Here is a 23869-nt window from a genome sequence, read left to right as displayed (position 1 = left end):
GGGCTTGCCCCGGCGGGTTTTTCGTCGCTTAGCTAGGCGGGGCTTCCCACAGCAGCGGCGGCTGCGGCTTCGGCTGTGGCGGCGGCGCTGGCCGGGGCGAGTCCTGCACGATCACCGGGTCGCCGACGTGGACGGTGTCGTAGTACCACTCGGCGTCCTCGGGGCTCAGGCTGATGCAGCCGTGGCTGACGTTCTCCAGCCCCATCGCGTTGACGGCCCACGGGGCGGAATGGACGAACAGGCCGTGGCCGGTGATGCGCACGGCGTAGTCCACCGGGATCCGGTATCCGTCGGGATCGTCGACGGGGATGCCGACGCTGCTCGAGTCCATGATCACCGTGCGTTCCTTGGACAGGACGGTGTAGGAGCCGACCGGCGTCGGGTACTCGGGCCTGCCCATCGAGGCCGGCAGCACGCCCGCTTCCCCCCAGTGGGGCCGGTGGTGCGGCGCCGGCAGCGCGGGCGGCGGCCCCGACTCGACGCCGTCGATGGTCACCGTGAAGGTGTGGTCCGGGATGTTGGCGACCCCGACGACGGCGGGCCCCGTGGCGAATTCCGTGGCCAGGCCGCCCACCGAGAGCGCCACCGTGCTGTGCGCCGGCCAGTAGTGGTCGGGCACCCACTGCATGACCTCGTTGTCGAGCCATTCGTACTTGCCGGTCATCGGGGGCGCCGAGGTGACCCGGGCGGCGCGCTCGGCCGCGCGCCGGTCGGACACCGGCGCGTTGAAGGTCACCACCACCGGGTGCGCCACGCCCACCACCTCGCCGCGCGCGGGTAGCACCGACGCGACGGCGGATCGATCCGGCCGGGTGAGCGCGGCCAGGCGGATGTCGGTCGGCGCGGCAACCACGCTCGCAGCGACAGCGCTCACCGCAAGAACAGACCGAACGACCGCTCGCATGGCTCCAGTCCCTGTTTAACTGACATGGTTGTAATAGCCATGGTACGGGCGCGGTGAAGAGCGGAAGTGCAAGGGCGCGTTAGCGATTCGATCAAGCCTGGGTCACGTTTCGGCCACGGCGTGCGCGGTGACGTGGACCGGGAATTCGTCGCCGGGCTCGGGCCACGGCTGGCGGGTCAGCATGTCCGCGACGTCGACGTAGCCGGCCTCGATCAGCCCGGTTTTGGCGTCCAGGATGCGGTACCACTGCTTTTGGATGTGGATCGGTTGGCCCTCGAGCACGATGACGCGGACGTCGCCCTCCTCGAAGTGGCAGCGCCGTTGCACCGCCTCGAGCAGCTGCTCGTTGTGCAGGTGACCCTCGCCGAAGTTCCACCCGACCAGCGGCCCGGCCACCACTTCGCCCTCGCGGATGCTGTAGTCGGCCTCGTTGGCCTCTCCCCCCAGAGCGCGGGGCAACAGGCCGTTGAGCGCCCGGCCGTGGGTGTGCATCGCCCGGAACGCCGCCACCTTGTCGGACATCACTTCGGCGGTGCCCGCGCCGTAGAGCTTGGCGAGCTGATTCACCACGAGCGCAGAGCTTTTCACGACGTCGGCCTCGATCCTGTCCTCGGCGCCCGCGCGGAAGCACCACACGCTGGTCGCCCAGTTGCCCGCGTAGTAGCGCATCGCGGGCAGAAACGAAATCTTTTCGGGGAACATGTTTCCCGCGATGACGACGGCGACCGCGACCAGGATGAGGGCGAGCAGCAGGGGGGACCGAAGGTCGGTGGCGCGGATCGCGCCGTAATGCCCGAACAGATAGAACAGCGAGAAGATGAAGAACACGTTCCACTCCAACGGGACCCCCATCGGGAGGTTGGAAATGATGTTGAGGTGGAAGATCACCATGAACCCGATGAGGAACCATCGCCAGGGCTGATCGCCGGCGACGAACACCAGAACCGTCGGCACCACGAATTCCGCCGTGGTGCCGCCGACGTGGGCCATCATCTTCGGCAACCACGAGGGGCGCAGGTCGTTGACATGGTCGAGATACAGCGCGTGCTTGAAGGGACTGAACAGCTTGGGCCGCAACAGCGCGTTGTTGCTCGTCATCACCGACACGACGTACGGAAAGTGGTGGTTGAGCTTGGAGGTCGCCGCCCCCCACCACAGGCACAGCATGATGATCTTGTAGGCGGCGACCTGGTCGGCGAACGGGAAGAAGAACACGAATAGTTTCAGCCAATAGTGTTCGCCGCGGGCCGCCAGGAAGATGGTCTTGTCACGCAGGCCCAGCGCCGCCAGCGCCACGATCGTCGGCAGCACCCGGACGGGATCGATCAGCGAGCCGGGCGACAGCAGCGCCCAGACCCCGCCGGCCAGCACGACGGCATAGAGGGCGACGTCGACGACGGTGCGGGTGTCGCCGCGGGTGAACGGCACCTTGCCCGGCCAGGCGGGCAAGCGAATTGTGTTGGGCCGCAACCAATATAGGAACCCCCCGACCGGCGGCATGAATCGCCCGGTCAGCGGGCCCGACCCACAGCCGAGGCCCAGGACCTCGAACAGCAGCGTGAAGACGATGAACTTCTGGTACACGATCGGCTGCGTCCACCACTCGCCGATGCGGCCCAGCCCGCCCAGGCCGGGGGTCAGCGAGATGATCCAGGCGGGGACCGCGACGTACAACGCGATCTTGAACAGGTAGAGCAGATACACCGCGTACGGGGTCCCGAAGCCGTGTTCGGCCCAGTGCCGGGTCACGATCTGCAGTCGTGCCGCCCGCGGCTGTGACCGCCACGTTTCGGGGTCGACTTCCGGGAGCTCCGGTGACATGAATCCCATGGGCGGCCTCATTCCTGTTGCAGGTGAAACCAGCTGGCACGCAGCTTGATTGAGCCTCCGCAGCCCTAACCGCCGGCGGGCCCGTTCCGGGGCGGGAATCGGCGCTGCAGCTTTTGGATCAACCCGTCGAGGGTTCGGCGTTCCTGCTCCTCGGCGCGCGCCATCCGGCGGATGCCGGCGGCGCCTTCGGTGTCGCCGACGGTCTCCGCGGTCGCGATCGCCTTCTGGTACTCGGCGAGCCGATGGTCGATGTGGCGGCGGTTCTGGGTGAGCACCCGGCGGAAGTACTCGGCCTGGCGGCGATCCGCCGTCGCGGCCGCCGCGGCGGGCGACTCCGCCCGGGCCGCCGGTTTGCGGACATTGACCGGGCCGGGCCGGACCACGGTGCTGCGGGGCCGGCGCCCGCGCCGGTCGCGAACGCTATTGGATCCATGCCCAGCGACCGAGCGAGTACCGCGCTCGTCGGACAAACCGGCGACGTCCATCTTCGCCTCTTTTCGCTGGGCAGGGTCATTGGCCACGTAACAATACCCCCCGAGCCGACCGGCGCCATAGGCTTTGACACTGCATACCTCCGTTGCGGGTTGGCTCAAACGCTCGTCGGGGTACCCGGTCGCTACCATCATTGGACTCGACGCGGCAATGCGGCCCCGCCGGCACCTCAAGGGAGAAATGTGACCGACACCGACAGCGCAGACATCGAGGACATCGACAAGTTCGATCCCGGTCTGACCCAGCGCGTGATGGGCGTGATGCGCCCGTTCCTGAAGACCTACTTCCGCTCCGAGGTGCACGGCTTGAATTCATTCCCGCCCGGCGGGGCGCTGGTGGTCGGCAACCACTCCGGCGGCATGTTCCCAATGGACGTCCCGATTTTCAGCGTCCACTTCTACGAGAAGTTCGGCTACGACCGGCCGGTCTACACGCTCAGCCACGACATCCTGATGACCGGCCCCACCGGGCAATTCTTCCGGCGCACCGGCTACATCCGCGCCAATCGGGAGAACGCGGCCAAGGCCCTGCGGTCCGGCGGCGTGGTCGTCGTGTTCCCCGGCGGCGACTACGACGCCTACCGGCCGACGCTCTCGGAGAACGTCATCGACTTCAACGGCCGCAAGGGATACGTCAGCACGGCGATCGAGGCCGGCGTGCCCATCGTCCCGGCGGTGTCCATCGGCGGACAGGAAACCCAGCTCTACCTCTCCCGCGGCACGTGGCTGGCCGAGCGGCTCGGGGTCAAGCGCCTGCTGCGCAGCGCCATCCTGCCGCTGTCGTTCGGCTTCCCGTTCGGGTTCAGCGCGGTGATCCCGCCCAACGTGCCGCTGCCCACCAAGATCGTGACGCAGGTGCTCGACCCGATCGACATCGCCGCGCAGTTCGGCGACGACCCGGACGTCGACGAGGTCGACGAGCACGTGCGGTCGGTCATGCAGCAGGCCCTGCGCGACCTCGCCGCCAAGCGCCGCTTCCCGATCCTGGGCTGAGCCATGGCATCCCGAATCGACCAGGCGCTGGGCATCTTTGGGACGTTGCGGCGCGCCGGGATGATCGCGCCGATGCGGCCCGACCGCTATTGGAAGATCGCCGCGGCCATGCGCCGCGAGGGCATGGGCATGACGGTGGGTTTCGCCGGCGCGGCGCAGCGCTGCCCGGACCGTCCCGGCCTGATCGACGAGCTCGGCACGCTGACCTGGCGGCAGCTCGACGAGCGGATCAACGCGCTGGCCGCCGCCCTGCAGGGGTTGCCCTCGGGCGCCCCCAAGGTGGTCGGCATCATGTGCCGCAACCACCGCGGTTTCGTCGAGTCGGTGGTGGCCGTCAGCCGGATCGGCTCCGACGTGGTTCTGCTCAACACGTCGTTCGCCGGGCCGGCGCTGGCCGAGGTGGTCGGCCGCGAGGGCGTCGACGCCGTCATCTACGACGAGGAGTTCACCCAGACGGTGGACCGCGCGCTGGCCGAGCGGCCCGACGCCACCCGCATCGTGGCGTGGACCGGCGGCCAGCACGAATTGACCGTCGAAAGGCTCATCACCGGGCACGCCGGGCAACAGCCCCGGCGCGGCGGCCGCAGGGGCAGGATGATCCTGCTCACCTCGGGCACCACCGGAACTCCCAAGGGCGCCAACCAAACCGGCGGCAACGCGGGCATCGGCACGCTCAAGGCCATCCTGGACCGCACGCCGTGGCGGGCCGAGGAAAACATCGTGATCGTGGCCCCGATGTTCCACGCCTGGGGCTTCTCGCAATTGATCTTCGCCGCGTCGATGGCCTGCACGGTGATCACCCGGCGCAAGTTCGACCCGGAGGCCACCCTCGACCTCGTCGACCGGCACCGGGCGACGGGCCTGGCGGTGGTGCCGGTGATGTTCGACCGGATCATGGAGCTGCCGCCCGAGGTGCGAAACCGGTACAGCTGCAAGTCATTACGCTTCGCCGCGGCGTCCGGTTCGCGGATGCGCCCCGACGTCGTCACCGCGTTCATGGACCAGTTCGGCGACGTCATATACAACAACTACAACGCCACCGAGGCCGGCATGATCGCCACCCCCACCCCGGCCGACCTGCGGGCGGCCCCCGACACCGCCGGCCGGCCGGCGGGCGGAACCGAAATCCGCATCCTGGATAAGGAATTCAACGAACTGCCCACCGGCGAGGTCGGCACCATCTACGTCCGCAACGACACCCAGTTCGAGGGCTACACCTCCGGCACGACGAAGGACTTCCACGCCGGGTTCATGTCGTCGGGCGACGTCGGATACCTCGACGACGCCGGGCGCCTGTTCGTCGTCGGGCGCGACGACGAGATGATCGTCTCCGGCGGCGAGAACGTCTACCCGATCGAGGTGGAGAAGACCCTCGCGGCGCACCCCGAGGTCGCGGAGGCGGCGGTCATCGGCGTGGACGACGAGCAGTACGGCCAGCGGCTGGCGGCCTTCGTGGTGCTGGCCCCGGGCGGGTCCGCCACGGTCGACACCCTCAAGCAACACGTGCGCGACAACCTGGCCAACTACAAGGTGCCCCGCGAGATCGCCGTCCTCGACGAGCTTCCCCGCGGCAGCACCGGCAAGATCCTGCGCAGCGAGCTGCTGTCCCGGGTCAACGGCTGATGCGAGCCGCGCTCAGAAAGCCGAGGCCGCTGGCTCGCGCGGCGGTCGAACTTGCCAACGCCGCCAACGGATTACGACCGCTGGCCCGCAAGGGCTACAGCACCGTCCTGGTGTTCTGGTTCGGTTGGCCGACGTCGGAGGTGCCGGGCGTCTACTTCTCCGCCTCGCTGGTGGACGCGCTGCGGCGCGGGCGGCGCGGCGACTTCGCGGGGCGGCGCGGCAAGGCCGCGCTGGCGCTGACGGCCGCGTCCTGGGCCATCCTGGCGGTGATCAAGTATCGCGGCGTCACCACGCCGGGGCCGGTGCTGGAGGCCAGCCTGCGCGAACAGCTGGGGCACGACTACGCCGAGGCGCTGGAGGCGCTGCCGCAGACGAAGCCCACCCGCAGCGGGCGGCGCAACCTGCCGCTGGGCAACACGGTCGCGCGCCGGCGCTACGTCGAGAAGACGAACGTCGTGTCCTACGGCCCGCACGGCCGCGCCAACCTCGCCGACATCTGGCGCCGCCGCGACCTGCCGCGCGACGGCAAGGCGCCGGTGCTGCTGCAGGTTCCGGGCGGCGCGTGGGTGATCGGAATGCGCCGCCCGCAGGCCTATCCGCTGATGAGTCACCTGGCCGCCCGCGGCTGGGTGTGCGTGTCGATCGGCTATCGCGTGTCGCCCGTGCACACCTGGCCCGATCACATCGTCGACGTCAAACGCGCGCTGGCCTGGGTCAAGGAGAACATCGCCCGGTTCGGCGGGGATCCGGACTTCGTCGCGATCACCGGCGGGTCGGCCGGTGGGCACCTGTGTTCGCTGGCGGCGCTGACGCCCAACGACCCGCAATTCCAGCGGGGCTTCGAGGACGCCGACACGTCGGTGACCGCCGCCGTTCCCGTGTACGGGCGCTACGACTGGTTCTCCACCGAGGGTGAGGGCCGTCGCGAGTTCGTCGGGCTGCTCGAAAAGTTCGTCGTCAAAAGGAAATTCGCGACGCACCGGCACGTCTACACCGACGCCTCGCCGATCTGCAGGTTGCGCGACGACGCGCCGCCGTTTTTCATCCTGCACGGCCGCGACGACTCCCTGATCCCGGTCGGCGAGGCGCAGGTGTTCGCCGAGGAGCTGCGCGCGGTGTCCAAGTCGCCGGTCGCGTACGCCGAATTGCCGCACGCCCAACACGCTTTCGACATTTTCAGTTCCCCCCGCGCGCACCGGTCGGCCGAGGCCGTCGCGAGGTTCTTGTCCTGGGTGTACGCGACGAATCCGCCGGATCGGGACTAACGACTCACTCCCGCGCGGCCGCCTTCTCCAGCTCGGTCAGCGCCGGCTCGATGCGGTCGGCCATGTCGTCGATGTCGTTGGCCACCTCGGGCGTCGTCACGAAGCCGAAGTCCAAGTAGTCCTGGTAGGAGAAGCAGGTGATGTTCAAGGCGACGTCCATGACGGGCGGCCCGAGCGGCACCAGCGAGTCCAGCTTGGCGCCGGCCATGTACAGCGGGAATTTCGGACCGGGGACGTTGGACACGACCAGGTTGATAGGGGCCAGGTTTCGCGACAACCCGCTGGCCGTGTAGGCCCGCGCCGCCAGCTGCAGCAGCCCGGGTGGGGTGGTTTCGGTGAGCCCCATGATCTGGTGCGCCGACAGCGCCTTGGCCATCAACTTGGCGTTCTGGGTGCTCTCGTGGATGGCGCGCAGCCGCTCGGCGGGGTCCTCGATGTGGGTGGCCAGGGACGCCGTCATCGAGCTCACCTTGTTGCCGACGTCGTCCTTGGTCTCGTCGGTGCGGGTGGAAACGGGGATCTGCGCGATGAGCGGTTTGGTGGGCAGCTCGCCGCGCTTCTGCAGGTAGTCGCGGGCGGCGCCGGCGACCAGCGCGAGCACCACGTCGTTGAGCTTGACGCCGTACGCGTCCTTGATGGCCTTGGCCCGGGCCAGCTCGACGCGGGCGCCGGTGACCCGCCGGTGCGGCGACACCGGCGCGTTGAACCGGGTTTTGGGCGCCTCGAAGTAGCGCGGCGGCCGGCTGCTGACGCCCAGCGCGGCGATCTGCTGGCGCAGCGTCTGCTCCACCAGCCGGGCGATGCGGAACGGCGTCTTTACGCCGATGTTGATCAGCGCGCCGACCGCGCGCCGCTCGATGCCCGGGATCTCGAACCCGACCAGCGACCCGACCGTCTCCTGTTGCGGCGGACGGGGTTCCGGGGTGACGTCCAACAGGATTTCGCCCAACCCGGCGCCGGACACCCCGTCGACGATGGCGTGGTGCATCTTGGTCAGCGTCGCGATCCGCCCGCCCTCGACGCCCTCGATCACCCACATCTCCCAGAGCGGCCGGGCGCGGTCCAGCTTGTAGGACATCAGCCGGCCCACCAGCTCCTCGAGCTCGCGGCGGCCGCCGGGGGCCGGAACGCCGATGCGACGGATGTGGAAGTCGACGTCGAGCTCCTCGTCCTCGACGAACCACGGCCGGTCCAGGCCGAGGGGCGCGCCGGTGACCCGCCACCGCAGCTGCGGGATCTCCGGCAGCCGCTCGATGAGCAGTTCGCGGAGCCGCTGGAAGCTGTAGTCCGGCGCGTCGGTGGGATCGCAGATCGCCAGCGCCCCCACGTGCATGTGCCAGCCCGCAGTTTCGGCAGACCAAAACGCCGCATCAACACTCGAAAGCCGCTTCATGCGATGACCGTAGTCCTCCCCGACCGCCACGCCCAGCAATTTGCTGCTAGTTAAGCATCCTCCAGCAGGTCGGGCGTCACCGCCGACTCGGTATCGGGGATTCCTTCGACCTTCGCCTTGCGGTCGGCCATCGACAGCAGGCGCCGAATGCGCCCGGCCACAGCGTCTTTCGTCATCGGCGGGTCGGCCAGGCGGCCGAGCTCCTCCAGCGACGCCTGCCGGTGCTCGACGCGCAGCCGGCCCGCCGACGCCAAATGGTCCGGGACGGTGTCGCCGAGGATCTCCAGCGCCCGCTCCACCCGGGCGGCCGCCGCGACCGCCGCCCGCGCCGAGCGGCGCAGGTTGGCGTCGTCGAAGTTGGCCAGGCGGTTGGCCGTCGCGCGGACCTCGCGCCGCATCCGCCGTTCCTCCCAGACCAGCCGGGTGTCCTGGGCGCCCATCCGGGTCAGCAGCGCGCCGATCGCCTCACCGTCGCGCACCACCACCCGGTCCGCGCCGCGCACCTCGCGCGCCTTCGCGCTTACCCCGAGCCGGCGCGCGGCGCCGACCAGCGCCAGCGCGGCCTCCGGGCCGGGGCAGCTGACCTCCAGGGCCGACGAGCGCCCCGGCTCGGTCAGCGAGCCGTGCGCCAAGAAGGCCCCCCGCCACGCCGCCTCGGCGTCGGCGACGCTGCCGCCGACCACCTGTGCGGGCAGGCCGCGCACTGGACGCCCCCGCATGTCGAGCAGACCGGTCTGGCGCGCCAGCGCCTCGCCGTCGTTGGCCACCCGCAGCACGTACCGGGTGCTCTTGCGAATCCCGCTGGCGGACAACACATGTACGACGGCGTTGTATCCGTACAGCTCGAAGATGTCCTTGCGCAGCCGGCGCGCGACGTTGCCCAGGTCCACCTCGGCCTCGACGACCACCCGGCCGCCGACGATGTGCAGCCCGCCGGCGAACCTCAGCAGGGACGTGACCTCCGCGCGCCGCGCGCTCACCGATTTCACAACCAGGCGGCTCAGCTCGTCCTTGACTTCGGTCGTCATCGCCACGCGTCGTCACCCCTCGTCTCAACGTCGACCGGCAGCTGTGCCGTGGTCCGATCCAAAGGGGCTCCTTGACCTTTGTGACCCGCTCGGACCCCGTCCAGCGCCGCCGCGAGCTTGCCCGGGTCATGTAAAGGTGTACCAGGTCGGGCCACGTCGGCGAAGTGGACCTCGGCTTCCAGCAGCGTCGCGGTGCGGCGCAGTTGGTCGCGCTCGCGTTCGCTGGGCACCCGGTCGGCGTCGATGATGATGTCGTGCACGGTGAACCCGGGGGCGTGCTGGGCCAGCACGTGCAGATGGCGCTCCACCGAGAAGCCGGCCGTCTCCCCCGGCTCCGCCACCAGGTTGAGCACCAGCGCCCGCCGGGCGGAGGTGGCCCGCAGCGCCGTCGCCAGCCCCGGGACCATGACGTGCGGGATCACGCTGGTGAACCAGGACCCGGGGCCCAGCACCACCAGACCCGCGGCCATGATGGCGTCGACGGCCTGCCGGGTCGCCGGCGGGTCGGGCGGCAGCAGCCGCACCCGTCGCACCTTGCCGGGCGTGGTGGCGATCGCCACCTGGCCGCGGATCAGCCGGAAGATCCGTGGGTCGGCCTCCAGGCCGGACACGTCGGCCTCGATCTGCAGCGCGATCGGACACATCGGCAACACCCGGCCCTTGACGCCGAGGATGCGGCCCAGCTCGTCGAGCGCGGCGACGGGATCGGCCAGCACCTCGTTGAGACCCGCCAGCAGCAGGTTGCCGATCGGGTGCCCGGCCAGGGCGCCGCTGCCGCCGAATCGGTGCTGCAGGATGGTCGCCCACAGCCGGCCATACGGGCTGTCAGATGCCAACGCCGCCAAGGCCATTCGCAGGTCGCCGGGCGGGATCACGTCCAGCTCGCTGCGCAGCCGGCCCGACGAGCCCCCGTCGTCGGCGACCGTCACCACGGCCGTGACGTAGGGCGTCAGCCGGCGCGCCGCGGACAGCGTCGCGTACAGGCCGTGTCCGCCCCCCAGCGCAACGATGCCTTCACTCATTCCCGACCCAGATCCCGGTGCAGCACCCGCACCGTCAGCTGCGGGTTACCCCCCAATCGCTGCATCAATGCCTCGGCGATCGCGACGCTGCGATGCTTGCCGCCGGTGCAGCCGATGGCGACCGTCATGTAGCGCTTGCCCTCCCGGCGGTAGCCGTCGACAACCAGGTTTAGCAATCGATGGTAAGCGTCGAGAAACTCGCCCGCGCCGGGCTGGCCCAATACGTAGTCGCGGACCGCGGGGTCTTGCCCGGTGAGTGGGCGCAAATCGTCGACCCAGTGCGGGTTGGGCAGGAACCGGACGTCCATCACCATGTCGGCGTCCATCGGCAGGCCGTACTTGAAGCCGAAGGACTCGAACGTGACGCTGGTGGTTCCGGCGCCGTTGCCGCCGAACGCGCGCTCGATGCTCTCCCGCAGGCCCCGCACCGACAGCGTCGACGTGTCGATGATCAGGTCGGCGGTGGCGCGGACCGGGGCCAGCATCCTGCGCTCGGCGGCGATGCCCTCGGCCAGCGTCTGGTCGCCCTGCAGCGGGTGGCTGCGCCGGTTCTGCTCGTAGCGGCGCACCAGCATGTCGTCGGAGGCCTCCATGAACACCACGCGCGGGGTGATGTTGCGGGTGGCCAACTCGTTGCGCACCTCGTCGAGGTCGCCGGTGAAGCCGCGCGACCGCACGTCCATCACCACCGCCAGCTGGGTGATGCGCGAACCGGCGGCCAACCCGAAATCGACCATGCGCGTGATCAGCTGGGGCGGCAGGTTGTCGGCGACGTACCAGCCGAGGTCCTCGAGCACCTTGGCCGCGGTGCCCCGCCCGGCCCCCGACAATCCGGTCACCAGAACGACGTCGATGCCTGCGGTGGTCGTCATTGCGGGTCCCCGGGTTGTTCGGGTCGCAGCGCCTCGAGGACGGCCGTGGCGGTGGCCACGCCGATGCCCGGAACGGCGGTGATCTGGTCGACGGTGGCCTCCTTGAGGCGGGCTATCGATCCGAAATGCGTTACCAGCGCCTTGCGGCGATGTTCTCCCAATCCTGGCACCGAATCCAGCGCCGAGGCGGTCATTCGCTTGGATCGCTTGCTGCGATGGTAGGCGATGGCGAACCGGTGCGCCTCGTCACGCACGCGCTGCAGCAGGTAGAGGCCCTCGCTGTTGCGCGGCATGATGATCGGGTCCGGCTCCGAGGGCACCCAGATCTCCTCCAGCCGCTTGGCCAGTCCGATCACCGCGACGTCCGTGATGCCGAGCTCGTCGAGCACGGCGCTGGCCGCGTTGACCTGCGGCGCGCCGCCGTCGACGACGTAGAGGTTGGGAGGGTACGCGAAGCGGCGCGATTTCCCTTCCGCGGAAAGCATATTGGGGTCGTGCTGTTCGCTGAGGTGCCGCGCGAAGCGGCGGCGGGTCACCTCGGCGATCGAGGCGACGTCGTCCGAGCGCCCTTGACCGGCGGCCTCCCGGATCCCGAAGTGGCGATAGTCCGACTTGCGGGGCAGGCCGTCCTCGAAGACCACCAGCGAGCCCACCACGTCGGTGCCCTGCACGTGGCTGATGTCGACGCATTCGATGCGCAGCGGCGCGTCGGCCAGGCCCAGCGCGTCCTGAATGTTCTGCAGCGCCGCGGATCTCGCGTTGAAGTCGCCGGCGCGCTTCAGCTTATGTTGTTGCAGCGCCTCTTTCGCGTTGCGCTGCACGGTCTCGGCCAGCGCGCGCTTGTCGCCACGTCGGGGGACCCTCAAGGTGACACGCGAGCCGCGCAGGCCGGACAGCCAGCTGGTCAGCTCCTCGGAGTTGGACGGCAGGCACGGCACCAGCACCTCGCGGGGAACCGGGTTGGCCGCCTCGTCGGCGGAGCCGCCCAGCTCGGCCTGCTCGCCGTAGAACTGCGTCAGGAACTGCTCGACCAGCCGCTCCTCGTCGGAATCGCCGGGCTCCCCCGACTTTTCGACGATCCAGCCGCGCTGGCCGCGGACCCGACCGCCGCGCACGTGGAACACCTGCACCGCCGCTTCCAGCTCGTCGTCGGCGAAGGCGACCACGTCGGCATCCGTGCCGTCGCCGAGCACCACGGCCTGCTTCTCCATGGCCCGCTTGAGCGCCGACAGGTCGTCGCGAAGCCGCGCGGCCCGTTCGAAGTCGAGCTGCTCGGCCGCGGCGTTCATCTGATGTTCCAGATCGCGGGCGAACCGGTCGGTCTTGCCGGACAGGAAGTCGCAGAAGTCCTCCACGATCTGGCGATGCTGTTCGGCGCTGACCCTGCCGATGCACGGCGCCGAGCACTTGTCGATGTAGCCGAGCAGGCACGGGCGGTCGATCTGCTTGTGCCGCTTGAACACTCCGGCCGAGCAGGTGCGCGCCGGGAAGACGCGGGTGAGCAGGTCCAGCGTTTCGCGGATCGCCCACGCGTGCGAGTACGGGCCGAAATAGCGCACCCCCTTGCGCCGCGGGCCGCGGTACACCATCAGCCGCGGGAACTCTTCGTTGAGGGTGACGGCCAGCACCGGGTACGACTTGTCGTCGCGATAGCGGACGTTGAAGCGCGGATCGAATTCCTTGATCCAGTTGTATTCCAGCTGCAGCGCCTCGACTTCGGTGTTGACCACCGTCCACTCGACCTTGGCCGCGGTGGTCACCATCTGGCGCGTTCGCGGGTGCAGGCCGGCGACGTCGGCGAAGTACGACGTCAGCCGGCTGCGCAGGCTCTTGGCTTTGCCGACATAGATGACGCGCCCGTGCGCGTCCCGGAACCGGTAGACGCCGGGCTCGACCGGGATGGACCCGGGCGCGGGGCGATACGTTGCGGGATCTGGCACGTACCCAGGCTAATAGCCGCTAGAAGGGCGGGGGTTCGTCGGCATCGGGTGTCGGTGGCCCGGTTTGTGCCGGCCGGGTGGCCAACCGGGTTTGGCGGTTGTGGCGGCGTTCGGCGGCGATGCGCGCGGCCCGGTTCTGGGCCCGGGTGCGTGCGCGCAACGGCATCATCGCGGTGCGCTCCCCGCACCGCTCGGCCGGCGCCTCGGTGTCGGGTGCGTCGCCGGTGGGCACGCACAAACTGGGGAAAAGCAGCGCGCTGCCCGGCGTGGTGACGTAGGTGTGCCCGTCGGGCAGCCGCCAGATGACGGTGCCGTCGGGCAGCTGCTCGTCCTGCCAGCCCCAGAACGTCTTCATCAAATGATGAAGCCGGCACAGGCATTTCAGGTTCGACGCGCACGTTGCGCCGCCCTGGGCGTAGGGGATGGTGTGGTCCACATCGCAGTGCGTGGCCGGGCGGTCACAACCCGGGGCCCGACAGGTCAGGTCCCGGCACCGCACAAACTCGGCCAGCTTGGCCGACGGGGTATAGCCGGGCTCGGGCACTCCCGTCGGAATGGTCAGCGGCACCAGGCGCGCGGACTTGGCCAGCTCGGCGATCAGCTCGGCCGGAATCAGGCCCTCGACACCGGGCAGCACCCCTGGGGTGGCCCCAGTGCCGTCGACGCTGGCCCGCTCGGCAACCACATGGATCACCACACCGCTTTTCGGCGTCGGGGCGCCCGCCGCGGCCGGGCAGTCGGCGCGCCCGCAACCACACACCAGCCGCTCGGCCCCCGCCGCCAGCGCGCCCAACGCATCCGCGCGCCGCTGCCTGGCCGTGCGCGGATCGCCCTCACAGACGCTGCCCGCCAACTCGGTAAGCCTACAATCCAACGCCTGCCCATCGGCGGCGAACAGCCTTCCCTCCAGCCACGCCATGCCCGACAAGTCTCCGACCACGTCCACATACCGGTCCAGCGCGGCCTTCGCGGCCCGGCGCACGGCGTCGGGATCCACCCCGGCCACCACCCGGTCGACCGCGGCGCTCAGCCCGCCCCGCGTCAGCGTGCGCCGCCGCGACAGCAACACCGCGAGCCGCGCATCCACCTTCGCCAACACCTGCGGGTCGTCGATCAAATCGGTGCGGAACACGATCGTCTGAAACGCCCGATAATCGATATCGCCCGCGGCAAAAACCTTGCCCACTTCCGGCAGCCGATCGCGCATCGCCATCGCGTAGCGCAAATAGCTATGCCCCATCGCCACACTGCAGTTCAGCGCGGCCCCCACCTGCGCGGCCACCGCCTCCCACGCGTCGGCGGCCCAATGGGCCTTCTCCCCCGAATCGCGGCAGCGCACGACCAACAACTCCCCGACGGCCACCAAGCGCTCCGCGGCCGCGCGGGCCTCGCTCCGACCGGCCTCGCGCACCCGATCCAGCAGCGCCGCCGACTCCGGCGTCGCCTGGGATGCCAGCAGGTATTCGAACATGTGTTCGAGTATGCACGACCGTCCGACAAGTGTCCGGCCCAGGCCGGAAGCAGCTCAGGCGGTCCGCCGGTCGAGCTGCGCCCGCCGCGTCGACGCCCAGTCCAGCATCAGCGCCACCCGCGGAAGCACGGCCAGCCCGTAATCACACGTCCAATCCGCGCGGGACATGGGACGGCCTCGCCATGGCATCTGGCGATGGCCGCGAAGCCTTCGACACCACGTCGTGGGTCTTCAGCGCCGTGTCGTAGACGTCGACCGACTCGGCGTATCGCGCCGCGCCGCCGAGCATTCCGGCGGCCGCGCGCACGAGACGTGCCGTCGGGCGATGGGACAGCGCTCAGGGGGCGTCGGGGCGATATCGCGCGAGCAGCGACCGCACGGTATCCATCGCCTCCACGGCGCGCTCCTTGTCGACGGCCTGGATCGCCATCAGCGGAACGTACTCGTCGTCGGGCAGGTCGATGCGCGCCCACCGCCGGCCGGCGGGAAACGACACACCGACGACGTCCGGCCAGGGAATCAGCTTGTATCCGAAGAGGTTTCGCACCGAGAGCCCCGCCGGGCCCACCCGCAGCCGCGGGCGCGCGAACAACAGGACGCCGCCGGCGATCACCAGCCCGAGGGCGGCCATCGCCACCTGATCGGAGGTGTGAAAGATCACCCCGCTGGACTGGATCTTGAGCAGCAGGCCCACCACGATGTGCGCCGCGGCGATCAGAAACGCGGCGATGTAAACGAATAGCGGCGTGCGGTGGGGACGCAGCTCGACATCCCAGACCTCGTGGCTCGACGGCGAAGTCACGACCGAGCGCGCAGGTCACGCAACGTCAGGGCGGTGGCGAGGGCCGCCCCGGTGGCCTGGGCGCCCTTGTCCTCGGCCGATTGCGGAAGGCCGGCCCGGTCCAGCGCCTGCTCCTCGGTATCGGTGGTCAGCACCCCGTTGGCCACCGGCGTCGACGCGTCCAGTGACACCCTGGTCAGCCCCTGCGTCACCGCGTCACACACGTAGTCGAAATGCGGTGTCTGGCCGCGGATTACGACGCCCAGGGCGACGACGGCGTCGTGGTTGCGGGCCAGCTCCTGCGCGATCACCGGGATCTCGATCGCGCCGATCACCCGGACCACCGTCGGGTCGTCGATGCCAGACTCGGACGCCACCTTGCGGGCACCGGCCAGCAGCGCGTCGCAGATTTCGGCGTGCCAGGTACTGGCCACGATTGCCAGCCGCAGACCGGACGCATTGAGCGGCGGCACGTCCGGCACACCGGCGCCACCGCTCAAAGCGCACCGCCGAATTCGCCTGGCAGATGCACGGATTCGTGAAAGTCGTCCAGCCCGACGAGGTCGTGACCCATCTTGTCGCGCTTGGTCATCAGGTAGCGGATGTTCTCGGCGTTGGCCCGCACCGGAAGCGGCACCCGCTCGATGATGTGCAACCCGTAGCCGTCCAACCCGACCCGCTTGGCCGGGTTGTTGGTCAGCAGCCGCATCGAGCGCACACCGAGATCGACCAGGATCTGCGCACCGATCCCGTAATCCCTTGCGTCGGCTGGCAATCCGAGCTTGAGGTTGGCGTCGACGGTGTCGTCCCCGGCGTCCTGCAGCTGGTACGCCTGCAGCTTGTGCATCAGCCCGATGCCGCGGCCCTCGTGGCCGCGCATGTACAGCACCACGCCGCGCCCCTCCCGCGCGACCATCGCCATCGCCGCGTCCAGTTGGGGGCCGCAGTCGCAGCGGCGCGACCCGAACACGTCGCCCGTCAGGCATTCGGAGTGCACGCGGACCAACACGTCGTCGCCCTCGGCGTTGGGCCCGGCGATCTCGCCGCGGACCAGCGCGACGTGCTCGACGTCCTCATAGATGCTGGAGTAGCCGATGGCGCGAAACTCCCCGTGCCGGGTCGGGATCCGCGCTTCGGCGATGCGCTCGATGTGCTTCTCGTGCTTGCGTCGCCACTCGATCAGGTCGGCGATGGTGATGAGCGCGAGGTCGTGCTCGTCGGCGAAGACCCGCAACTCGTCGGTCTGCGCCATCGAGCCCTCGTCCTTCTGGCTGACGATTTCGCAGATCGCGCCCGCGGGTTGCAGCCCCGCCATCCGGGCCAGATCGACGGCGGCCTCGGTGTGGCCGGGCCGGCGCAACACGCCACCGTCCTTGGCGCGCAACGGAACTACGTGGCCGGGCCGGGTGAAATCGTCGGCGACGCTGGTGGGATCGGCGAGCAGCCGCATCGTCGTGGCCCGGTCGGAGGCCGAAATCCCGGTGCCCACACCGTTTCTCGCATCGACGGTGACGGTGTAGGCGGTGCCGTGCTTGTCCTGGTTCACCGCGTACATCGGCAGCAACCCGAGCCGGTCGCAGATCGAGCCGTCCAGCGGTACGCACAGGTATCCCGAGGTGTAGCGGACCATGAAGGCCACCATCTCCGGCGTCGCCTTCTCGGCCGCGAAGATCAGGTCGCCTTCGTTCTCGCGTTCCTCGTCATCGATGACGACGACGGCCTTCCCGGCCGCAATGTCGGCAACCGCCCTCTCGACGGAGTCCAACCTCGTCATCTCTGCTGCCTTGCTGTCGTAGGGGCCCGAAGCGAGCGGCCCAAGTGTTGCATCCAGTATGAACCACCGCGGCGCCGCGGTTATTGCGACGGCTTTCCTGCCGGAAACCGCCCTGGCGTAAGCCGCGGGTAAGTCCCGGCTATGAGCTACGTGTGAGGCCGCCGGATGCCGTTTTCGGCCGCATTGTTAAGGGAAATCTGAGGGACATGAATACAAACACGCAAACCAAGACATGGGTTCGCCTGTGCACCGGTGCGTTGGCGGCCGGCGGAATGGCCGCGGCCGCGCTGGGGCTGACGTCGGGCACCGCGCAGGCGGCGCCTCCCCCGGCACCCGCAAATCACCACCACTGGTGCCCAGGCCAGCAATGGGACCCGGGTTGGGGCCCGTACCAGAACTGGAACAACTGCCGCGACTGGGACGACAACTACGGTCCGGCCGGCTACGGTGCGCCGCCGCCGTGGGCGCGGCCGATGCCGCCTCCGCCGCCGTGGGCGCCGTGGGCCCATGTGGTCTGGAACGCCCAGTTCAACGACTGGGGCTACTGGGACGGACCCGTCTGGCGCGGGCTGTAACCGGGCGCGCAAACGCCGCGGCTACTGGCCCGCCTTCATCAGCCGCTCAACATATTTGGCGATGACGTCGACCTCGAGGTTCACCTGGGTCCCGACGGGGGCGCTACCGAGGGTGGTCAGTTCCCGCGTCGTCGGGATCAGCGAGACCTCGAACCAGTCCCGCGGCTCGGAGCCCAGCCCGGACACCGTCAGGGAGATCCCGTCGACGGTGATCGACCCCTTCTCGACGACGTAGCGGGCCACCGCCGCGGGCACCTCGATCCGCACCACCTCCCAGTGCTCGGAGGGTGCGCGGGACACGACCTGGCCGGTGCCGTCGACGTGCCCCTGCACGATGTGCCCGCCGAGCCGGCTGTTGACGGCCGCGGCGCGCTCGAGGTTCACCCGGCTGCCGACCTGCAACTCGCCCAGGTTGGACCGGCTCAGGGTCTCGCCCATCACGTCGGCGGTGAACCGGCCGTCCGGCAGCAGCTCGGCGACCGTGAGGCACACACCGTTGACGGCGATCGAATCGCCATGCCCGGCATCGCCGGTCACCATCGGCCCGCGGATGGTTAGCCGGGCGGCATCGTCGAGGATGTCGCGGCCGGTCACCTCCCCGAGCTCCTCGACAATTCCGGTGAACATTGCACCAGGTTAACGGGCGAAACGGCGGGCAAGCGCGCCCCGGGTTCGAAGAGCCGGTCACGGGCACCCTCTACGATGCAGGGTATGCCGACTCGCCACCGTCTACTGGCCGTCCTCGCTTCCCTAACCCTCGCCTCGGCCCTGATCGCCGGATGTTCGTCGGGCCCGAAGGTCAGCGGCGGGCCGCTCCCCGACGCCACGAACCTGGTCAAGCAATCCGCCGCGTCGACCAAGAACGTCAAGAGCGCCCACCTCGTGATCAAGGTGAACGGCAAGATTCCGGGGTTGCCCATCAAGGTGCTGACGGGTGACCTCACCAATGCACCGGCCACCGCCGCGTCCGGAAACGCCACGCTCACCGTCGGGGGATCTGACATTCAAGCCGACTTCATCGTCGTCGACGGCGACCTGTACGCCACGCTCACTCCGAACAAGTGGAGTGACTTCGGCAAGGCCTCCGACATCTACGACGTCTCGGTGATCCTGAACCCGGACACCGGGCTGGCCAACGCGCTGAACAACTTCACCAACGCCAAGGCCGAGGGCCGCGACAACATCAACGGGCAGGAAGCGGTCAAGATCAGCGGGAACTTCTCCGCGGACGCGGTGAACAAGCTCGTCCCGCAATTCACCGCCTCGGGACAGGTGCCGGGCACCGTGTGGATCCAGGAGAACGGCGACCACCAGCTGGTGCAGGCCAGCCTGGAAAAGAGTTCGGGCAATTCGCTGCAGATGACCATGTCCAACTGGGGCGCGCCGGTCACCGTGACGAAGCCCCCGGTGATCTCGTGAGCACTCAGGCGGGACGCCGCGTCGCGATCAGCGCCGGCAGCCTTGCGGTGCTGCTGGGGGCACTCGACACCTACGTCGTGGTCACCATCATGCGCGACATCATGTCCGACGTCGGGATCCCGGTTAACCAGCTGCAGCGGATCACCTGGATCGTGACGATGTACCTGCTGGGCTACATCGCGGCCATGCCGCTGCTGGGCCGGGCCTCCGACCGGTTCGGCCGCAAGCTGCTGCTGCAGGCCGCCCTGGCCCTGTTCATCGTGGGGTCGGTGGTCACCGCGCTGGCCGGTCAGTTCGGCGACTTCCACATGCTGATCGCCGGCCGGACCATCCAGGGCGTGGCCAGCGGCGCGCTGCTGCCGGTCACCCTGGCGCTGGGCGCCGACCTCTGGTCGCAGCGCAACCGCGCCGGCGTGCTGGGCGGCATCGGCGCCGCGCAGGAGCTCGGCAGCGTGCTGGGCCCGCTGTACGGCATCTTCATCGTCTTCCTCTTCCACGACTGGCGATACGTGTTCTGGATCAACGTCCCGCTGACACTGATCGCGATGGTGATGATCCAGTTCAGCCTGCCGTCGCGGGATCGCACCGAGGCGCCGGAACGGATCGACCTGGTCGGTGGCCTGCTGCTCGCCGTCGCGCTGGGGCTGGCCGTGATCGGCCTGTACAACCCCAACCCCGACGGCAAGCAGGTGCTGCCCAGCTACGGGTTGCCGCTGGTGATCGGCGCGGTCGTCGCCGCGGTGGCCTTCGTGGTGTGGGAGCGGTTCTCGCGCACCCGGCTGATCGACCCGGCCGGGGTGCACTTCCGGCCCTTCCTCGCGGCGCTGGGCGCCTCGCTGACCGCGGGCGCGGCGCTGATGGTGACGCTGGTCGACGTGGAACTGTTCGGGCAGGGCGTGCTGCAGATGAACCAGAACCAGGCGGCCGGGCTGCTGCTGTGGTTCCTGATCGCGCTGCCGATCGGCGCGGTGCTGGGCGGCTGGATCGCCACCCGGATCGGCGACCGCATCATGATCTTCGTCGGGCTGCTCATCGCCGCCTACGGGTACTGGCTGATCCATTACTGGCGCGAAGACATCCTGGGGCACAAGGTCAATGTGTTCGGGTTGTTCACCGTGCCGACGATCCACGCCGACCTCTTGGTGGCCGGCCTCGGGCTCGGCCTGGTGATCGGGCCGCTGTCGTCGGCGGCCCTGCGGGTGGTCCCCGCCGCGCAACACGGCATCGCCTCGGCGGCGGTGGTGGTGGCCCGCATGACGGGCATGCTGATCGGTGTCGCCGCGCTGACGGCCTGGGGCTTCTACCGGTTCAACCAGATCGTCGCCGGGTTGACGGCGGCGATCCCGCCGGACGCCACCCTGCTGGAACGCGTGCTCGCCCAGGGCACCATGTACATCAAGGCCTTCGCGGCGATGTACGGCGACATCTTCATGGTCACCGTCGGCATCTGCGTGGTGGGCGCGCTGCTGGGGCTGCTGGTCAGCGGCCGCCAGGAACACGCCGAGGAACCGGAAGTCACCGAGGAACCGGCCGAAATCAACCCGGCGCCCGCCCCCTGAGCGCTACCCGCCCTGCGGCACCAGGCTGAGCACCAGGTCGGGGCCCGCCCGGTCGACCCCGTCGAACTGCCAGCGCAGCGCCCGCGCGATGGTGGGCACCCCCACGTCGTCGACGGCCGTGATCGGACCACCCACCAGCATGGGCGCCATGTAGGCCAGGACGCGGTTGACCGCCCCGGCGCGCAGGAAGGCGCCCGCGAGGGTGGGGCCGCCTTCGAGCAGGACGTCGGTGCGGTCCGACAGCGCCTTGATGACCTCCATGGGATCGTGTGTGCGGATCACCATGGTGCGCGAATCGTCGTTGAGAACCTTTGCCTCCGGCGGTATTTCGCGCATGCCCACCACCACTCGCAACGGTTGGCGGTTGGCCAGCGAGCCGTCGCCCAGCCGCGCGGTCAGCGCCGGGTCGTCGGCCAGCACGGTTCCGGTGCCGACCACGATCGCGTCGGCGATGGCGCGCCGGCGATGCAGGTCCAACCGGGAAGCCTCGCTGGAGATCCACTGGCTGGTGCCGTCGGCGGCGGCGCTGCGGCCGTCGACGCTGCTGGCGTACTTCCACGTCACGTGCGGCAGCCCGGTCCGCACCTTGTGCAGCCACTCGCGCAGCGGCCCGGCGGCCACCTGGTCCGCCAGCACCCCCGACCGCACCTGCACCCCGGCGGCCTGCAGCCTCCCGGCGCCCCCGCCCGCGATCGCGTTCGGGTCGCCGACGGCGTAGATGACCGTGCCCACCCTGGCCTCGATCAGGGCGTTGACGCACGGCGGCGTCTTGCCGTAGTGATTGCACGGCTCGAGGGTGACGAACGCGATGCCGCCCTCGGCCAGGCCGCCGGCCCGCCGCAACGCCAGCACCTCGGCGTGGTCGCCGCCGGCCGGCTCGGTGGCGCCGACGCCGACGACGTGGCCCTCGGGGTCGACGATCACGCATCCGACCGGCGGATTCGGGTAGGTGGTGCCCTTCACCTGATAGGAGTGCTCGATCGCCAGGCGCATGGCCGCGTCGAGGCTGTCGACCGACTGGGGCTGGTTCATGCGCGCAGGTGCGCCGACACGGCCACGGCCTGGCGCCGCAGCGCCTCGACCGCGGCCTCCGGGTCCGCCGCCCCGTATACCGCCGACCCGGCGACGAAGCAGTCGACGCCGGCTTCGGCGGCCTGCTCGATGGTGTCCTCGTTGATGCCGCCGTCGATCTCGACCAGGATCGTCAGCTCCCCCGCCTCGATCAGCTTGCGCGCGGCGCGGACCTTCCCGAGCACCTCGGGGATGAAGCTCTGGCCGCCGAAACCGGGCTCGACGGACATGATGAGCAGGGTGTCGAAGTTCGGCAGGATTTCGAAGTAGGGCTCCAGCGGCGTGCCCGGTTTCACGCTGATTCCGGCCTTGGCGCCGGCGGCGCGGATGTCGCGGGCCACCCCCACCGGATTGTCGGTGGCCTCGGCGTGGAAGGTGACGTTGTAGGCGCCCGCCTCGGCGTAGGGCGGCGCCCATCGGTCCGGATCTTCGATCATCAGATGGCAATCCATCGGGATGGTGGTGGTTTTCAGCATGGCCTCCACCACGGGCAGCCCGATGGTCAGGTTCGGCACGAAGTGGTTGTCCATCACGTCGACGTGCAACCAGTCGGCACCGCGCACGGCGGCCGCTTCGTCGGCGAGTCGGGCGAAATCGGCGGCCAGGATCGACGGGGCGATCAGCGCTTTACCGGTATTGCCAGGCATGTGCGCCACATTACTGAGCCGGGCGGCCATCATCACTTCAGGCGCGGCGGAGCGCCGCGGCAAACATCGCGTCGGTGCCGTGCCGGTGCGGCCACAACTGCACCGAGCTTCCCTCCCCCAGCCCGGGGACGGGCTCGAACAGCGGCCGGGTGTCCAGCGCGGACACGGGGTGACGGCGCAGCGCGTCGCCCACCACGCCAACGGTTTCCGCGAGATGCGGCGAACAGGTCGCGTAGAGCACCACGCCGCCGGGCCGGGTCAGCGCGATCGCGGCGGCCAGCAGCTCGCGTTGCAGCTTGGCCAGCGCGGACACGTCGGCCGGCCCGCGCCGCCACCGGGCCTCCGGGCGGCGCCGCAGCGCGCCCAGCCCGGTGCACGGCGCGTCCACCAGCACCCGGTCGAAGCCCGGCTCGAGGCCGCTCTCCCGCCCGTCGACGCGCAGCACCTCGACCGGCAGGCCGCGGGTGTTCTCCTCGACCATCTCGGCGCGCCGCGGCGCCGGCTCCACCGCCGTGACGCGGGCCCCCGACTCCGCGCCCAGCGCGGCCAGCAGCGCGGTCTTGCCGCCCGGGCCGGCGCACAGGTCCAGCCAGCGCCCGGCGTCGCCGTCCACCGGCGCCAGCGTCAGCGCGCGGGCCACCAGCTGGCTGCCCTCGTCCTGGACCAGCGCGGTTCCGTCACGCACCGGTGCCAGCCGCCCGGGATCCCCGCCCGGCAGGTACACCGCGTACGGCGAATACCGGCCGACCGTGCCCCCCACCGCGTCGGCCAGCTCGGCGGCGCTCAGCGTTCCGGGGCGCGCCGCCAGGTGCACCTGAGGCCGCGCGTCGTCGCTGGCCAGCACCGCGTCGAGTTCGGCCGCGTCCGCGCCCAGCGCGTCGGCGAAGGCCTGGGCGATCCAGCGCGGGTGGGCGTGGGTGAACGCGGCGTGCCCGACCGGATCCCGCGCCGGGTCGGGGGCCAGCTCGTCGACCCACGACTTCTCGTCCCGGCGCGCGATGGTCCGCAGCACGCCGTTGACGAAACCCGCTCGGCCCGAATCGAATTCGATCCCGGCCTGCTCGACCGTGGTGGACACCGCGGCGTGCGCGTCGACCCGGGTCCGCAGCAGCTGGTAGGCGCCGAGCCGGAGCAGGTCGAGCAGGACCGGGTCGATGGCGTCCGGCGATCGCCCGGCGGCCGCGCCGATGACCGCGTCGAGCAGGCCCCGG

At 69.9% G+C, this 23869-nt stretch carries 22 protein-coding genes; 6 read left to right on the top strand and 16 right to left on the bottom strand.

Annotation, left to right across the window (positions count from 1 at the left end; translation table 11 throughout):
* Positions 1–28 precede the first annotated feature (28 nt).
* The 3 genes from A5655_RS23980 to A5655_RS23970 all read right to left on the bottom strand — a co-directional run bounded on the left by A5655_RS23980 (position 29) and on the right by A5655_RS23970 (position 3219).
* The gene (locus A5655_RS23980) at positions 29–904 is read right to left on the bottom strand and encodes a L,D-transpeptidase (RefSeq protein ID WP_082978855.1); all 876 of its coding nucleotides are present in this window, start codon (positions 902–904) and stop codon (positions 29–31) included.
* 102 nt (positions 905–1006) lie between these two features.
* Positions 1007–2734, bottom strand: coding sequence for a DUF3556 domain-containing protein (locus A5655_RS23975; RefSeq protein ID WP_067014576.1), 1728 nt, complete (start codon positions 2732–2734; stop codon positions 1007–1009).
* A 65-nt stretch (positions 2735–2799) separates the two neighbouring features.
* Entirely contained in the window at positions 2800–3219 is a 420-nt protein-coding gene (locus tag A5655_RS23970; protein WP_067014573.1) for a hypothetical protein, read from the bottom strand.
* Positions 3220–3408: 189 nt separating this feature from the next.
* Here A5655_RS23970 and A5655_RS23965 point away from each other — a divergent pair, with 189 nt between their 5' ends.
* Genes A5655_RS23965 through A5655_RS23955 form a run of 3 tightly spaced genes read left to right on the top strand, consistent with a single transcriptional unit; the run spans position 3409 to position 7106 of the window.
* Complete coding sequence (locus A5655_RS23965) at positions 3409–4218, top strand: 1-acyl-sn-glycerol-3-phosphate acyltransferase (RefSeq protein WP_067014569.1); 810 nt, start codon at positions 3409–3411, stop codon at positions 4216–4218.
* A gap of 3 nt (positions 4219–4221) precedes the next feature.
* The gene (gene fadD12 / locus A5655_RS23960) at positions 4222–5841 is read left to right on the top strand and encodes an acyl-CoA ligase FadD12 (RefSeq protein ID WP_067014566.1); all 1620 of its coding nucleotides are present in this window, start codon (positions 4222–4224) and stop codon (positions 5839–5841) included.
* A complete protein-coding gene (locus A5655_RS23955; protein WP_067014563.1) occupies positions 5841–7106 on the top strand; it encodes an alpha/beta hydrolase in 1266 nt (421 codons plus the stop codon). The genes fadD12 and A5655_RS23955 overlap by 1 nt, the downstream gene beginning before the upstream one ends.
* A 4-nt stretch (positions 7107–7110) precedes the next feature.
* Here the strand turns inward: A5655_RS23955 and A5655_RS23950 are convergent, their stop codons facing one another.
* The 9 genes from A5655_RS23950 to A5655_RS23910 all read right to left on the bottom strand — a co-directional run bounded on the left by A5655_RS23950 (position 7111) and on the right by A5655_RS23910 (position 17387).
* Complete coding sequence (locus A5655_RS23950) at positions 7111–8499, bottom strand: wax ester/triacylglycerol synthase family O-acyltransferase (protein ID WP_067014585.1); 1389 nt, start codon at positions 8497–8499, stop codon at positions 7111–7113.
* A gap of 50 nt (positions 8500–8549) precedes the next feature.
* Complete coding sequence (whiA, locus tag A5655_RS23945; RefSeq protein WP_067014582.1) at positions 8550–9527, bottom strand: DNA-binding protein WhiA; 978 nt, start codon at positions 9525–9527, stop codon at positions 8550–8552.
* Positions 9524–10549 carry a YvcK family protein gene (locus A5655_RS23940; RefSeq protein WP_067014560.1) on the bottom strand — a complete coding sequence of 342 codons (1026 nt, stop codon included), beginning with the start codon at positions 10547–10549 and terminating at the stop codon, positions 9524–9526. Before A5655_RS23940 ends, whiA begins: the two co-directional genes overlap by 4 nt.
* Positions 10546–11421: an RNase adapter RapZ gene (rapZ, locus tag A5655_RS23935; RefSeq protein ID WP_067014557.1), complete on the bottom strand. Its 876-nt coding sequence runs from the start codon at positions 11419–11421 to the stop codon at positions 10546–10548. Before rapZ ends, A5655_RS23940 begins: the two co-directional genes overlap by 4 nt.
* Positions 11418–13361 carry an excinuclease ABC subunit UvrC gene (gene uvrC / locus A5655_RS23930; protein WP_067014554.1) on the bottom strand — a complete coding sequence of 648 codons (1944 nt, stop codon included), beginning with the start codon at positions 13359–13361 and terminating at the stop codon, positions 11418–11420. Before uvrC ends, rapZ begins: the two co-directional genes overlap by 4 nt.
* 19 nt (positions 13362–13380) lie before the next feature.
* On the bottom strand, positions 13381–14832 hold the full coding sequence (locus tag A5655_RS23925; protein ID WP_082978854.1) for an HNH endonuclease signature motif containing protein: 1452 nt from the start codon (positions 14830–14832) through the stop codon (positions 13381–13383).
* A gap of 337 nt (positions 14833–15169) precedes the next feature.
* A complete protein-coding gene (locus tag A5655_RS23920; protein ID WP_067014549.1) occupies positions 15170–15634 on the bottom strand; it encodes a PH domain-containing protein in 465 nt (154 codons plus the stop codon).
* The gene (ribH, locus tag A5655_RS23915; RefSeq protein ID WP_067014546.1) at positions 15631–16113 is read right to left on the bottom strand and encodes a 6,7-dimethyl-8-ribityllumazine synthase; all 483 of its coding nucleotides are present in this window, start codon (positions 16111–16113) and stop codon (positions 15631–15633) included. The genes A5655_RS23920 and ribH overlap by 4 nt, the downstream gene beginning before the upstream one ends.
* The gene (locus A5655_RS23910; RefSeq protein WP_067014543.1) at positions 16110–17387 is read right to left on the bottom strand and encodes a bifunctional 3,4-dihydroxy-2-butanone-4-phosphate synthase/GTP cyclohydrolase II; all 1278 of its coding nucleotides are present in this window, start codon (positions 17385–17387) and stop codon (positions 16110–16112) included. The genes ribH and A5655_RS23910 overlap by 4 nt, the downstream gene beginning before the upstream one ends.
* 206 nt (positions 17388–17593) lie before the next feature.
* Here A5655_RS23910 and A5655_RS23905 point away from each other — a divergent pair, with 206 nt between their 5' ends.
* Entirely contained in the window at positions 17594–17962 is a 369-nt protein-coding gene (locus A5655_RS23905; protein ID WP_067014540.1) for a hypothetical protein, read from the top strand.
* A gap of 21 nt (positions 17963–17983) precedes the next feature.
* Here the strand turns inward: A5655_RS23905 and A5655_RS23900 are convergent, their stop codons facing one another.
* Positions 17984–18589 (bottom strand): riboflavin synthase, encoded by a 606-nt coding sequence (locus A5655_RS23900; RefSeq protein ID WP_067014537.1) that lies wholly within the window; start codon positions 18587–18589, stop codon positions 17984–17986.
* Between the two features lie 84 nt (positions 18590–18673).
* Between A5655_RS23900 and A5655_RS23895 the strand changes: the two genes are divergently transcribed.
* Entirely contained in the window at positions 18674–19381 is a 708-nt protein-coding gene (locus A5655_RS23895; protein WP_067014534.1) for an LppX_LprAFG lipoprotein, read from the top strand.
* Positions 19378–20940: an MFS transporter gene (locus A5655_RS23890; protein ID WP_067014531.1), complete on the top strand. Its 1563-nt coding sequence runs from the start codon at positions 19378–19380 to the stop codon at positions 20938–20940. The genes A5655_RS23895 and A5655_RS23890 overlap by 4 nt, the downstream gene beginning before the upstream one ends.
* Before the next feature lie 3 nt (positions 20941–20943).
* On the opposite strand, the gene ribD is transcribed toward A5655_RS23890, so the two are convergent.
* The 3 genes from ribD to A5655_RS23875 form a co-directional block, all read right to left on the bottom strand.
* Positions 20944–21972, bottom strand: a complete 1029-nt coding sequence (gene ribD / locus A5655_RS23885) for a bifunctional diaminohydroxyphosphoribosylaminopyrimidine deaminase/5-amino-6-(5-phosphoribosylamino)uracil reductase RibD (RefSeq protein ID WP_067014528.1) — start codon at positions 21970–21972, stop codon at positions 20944–20946.
* On the bottom strand, positions 21969–22658 hold the full coding sequence (gene rpe / locus A5655_RS23880; RefSeq protein WP_067014579.1) for a ribulose-phosphate 3-epimerase: 690 nt from the start codon (positions 22656–22658) through the stop codon (positions 21969–21971). The genes ribD and rpe overlap by 4 nt, the downstream gene beginning before the upstream one ends.
* 37 nt (positions 22659–22695) lie before the next feature.
* A partial coding sequence (locus tag A5655_RS23875) for an RsmB/NOP family class I SAM-dependent RNA methyltransferase (protein ID WP_067014524.1) occupies positions 22696–23869 on the bottom strand: 1174 nt, incomplete at its 5' end.

The sequence above is a fragment of the Mycobacterium sp. 1081908.1 genome, assembly GCF_001673535.1.
GTDB lineage: Bacteria > Actinomycetota > Actinomycetes > Mycobacteriales > Mycobacteriaceae > Mycobacterium.
The sequence above is the reverse complement of the archived record's forward strand: the minus strand, read 5'-3'. Positions and strand labels throughout refer to the sequence as shown.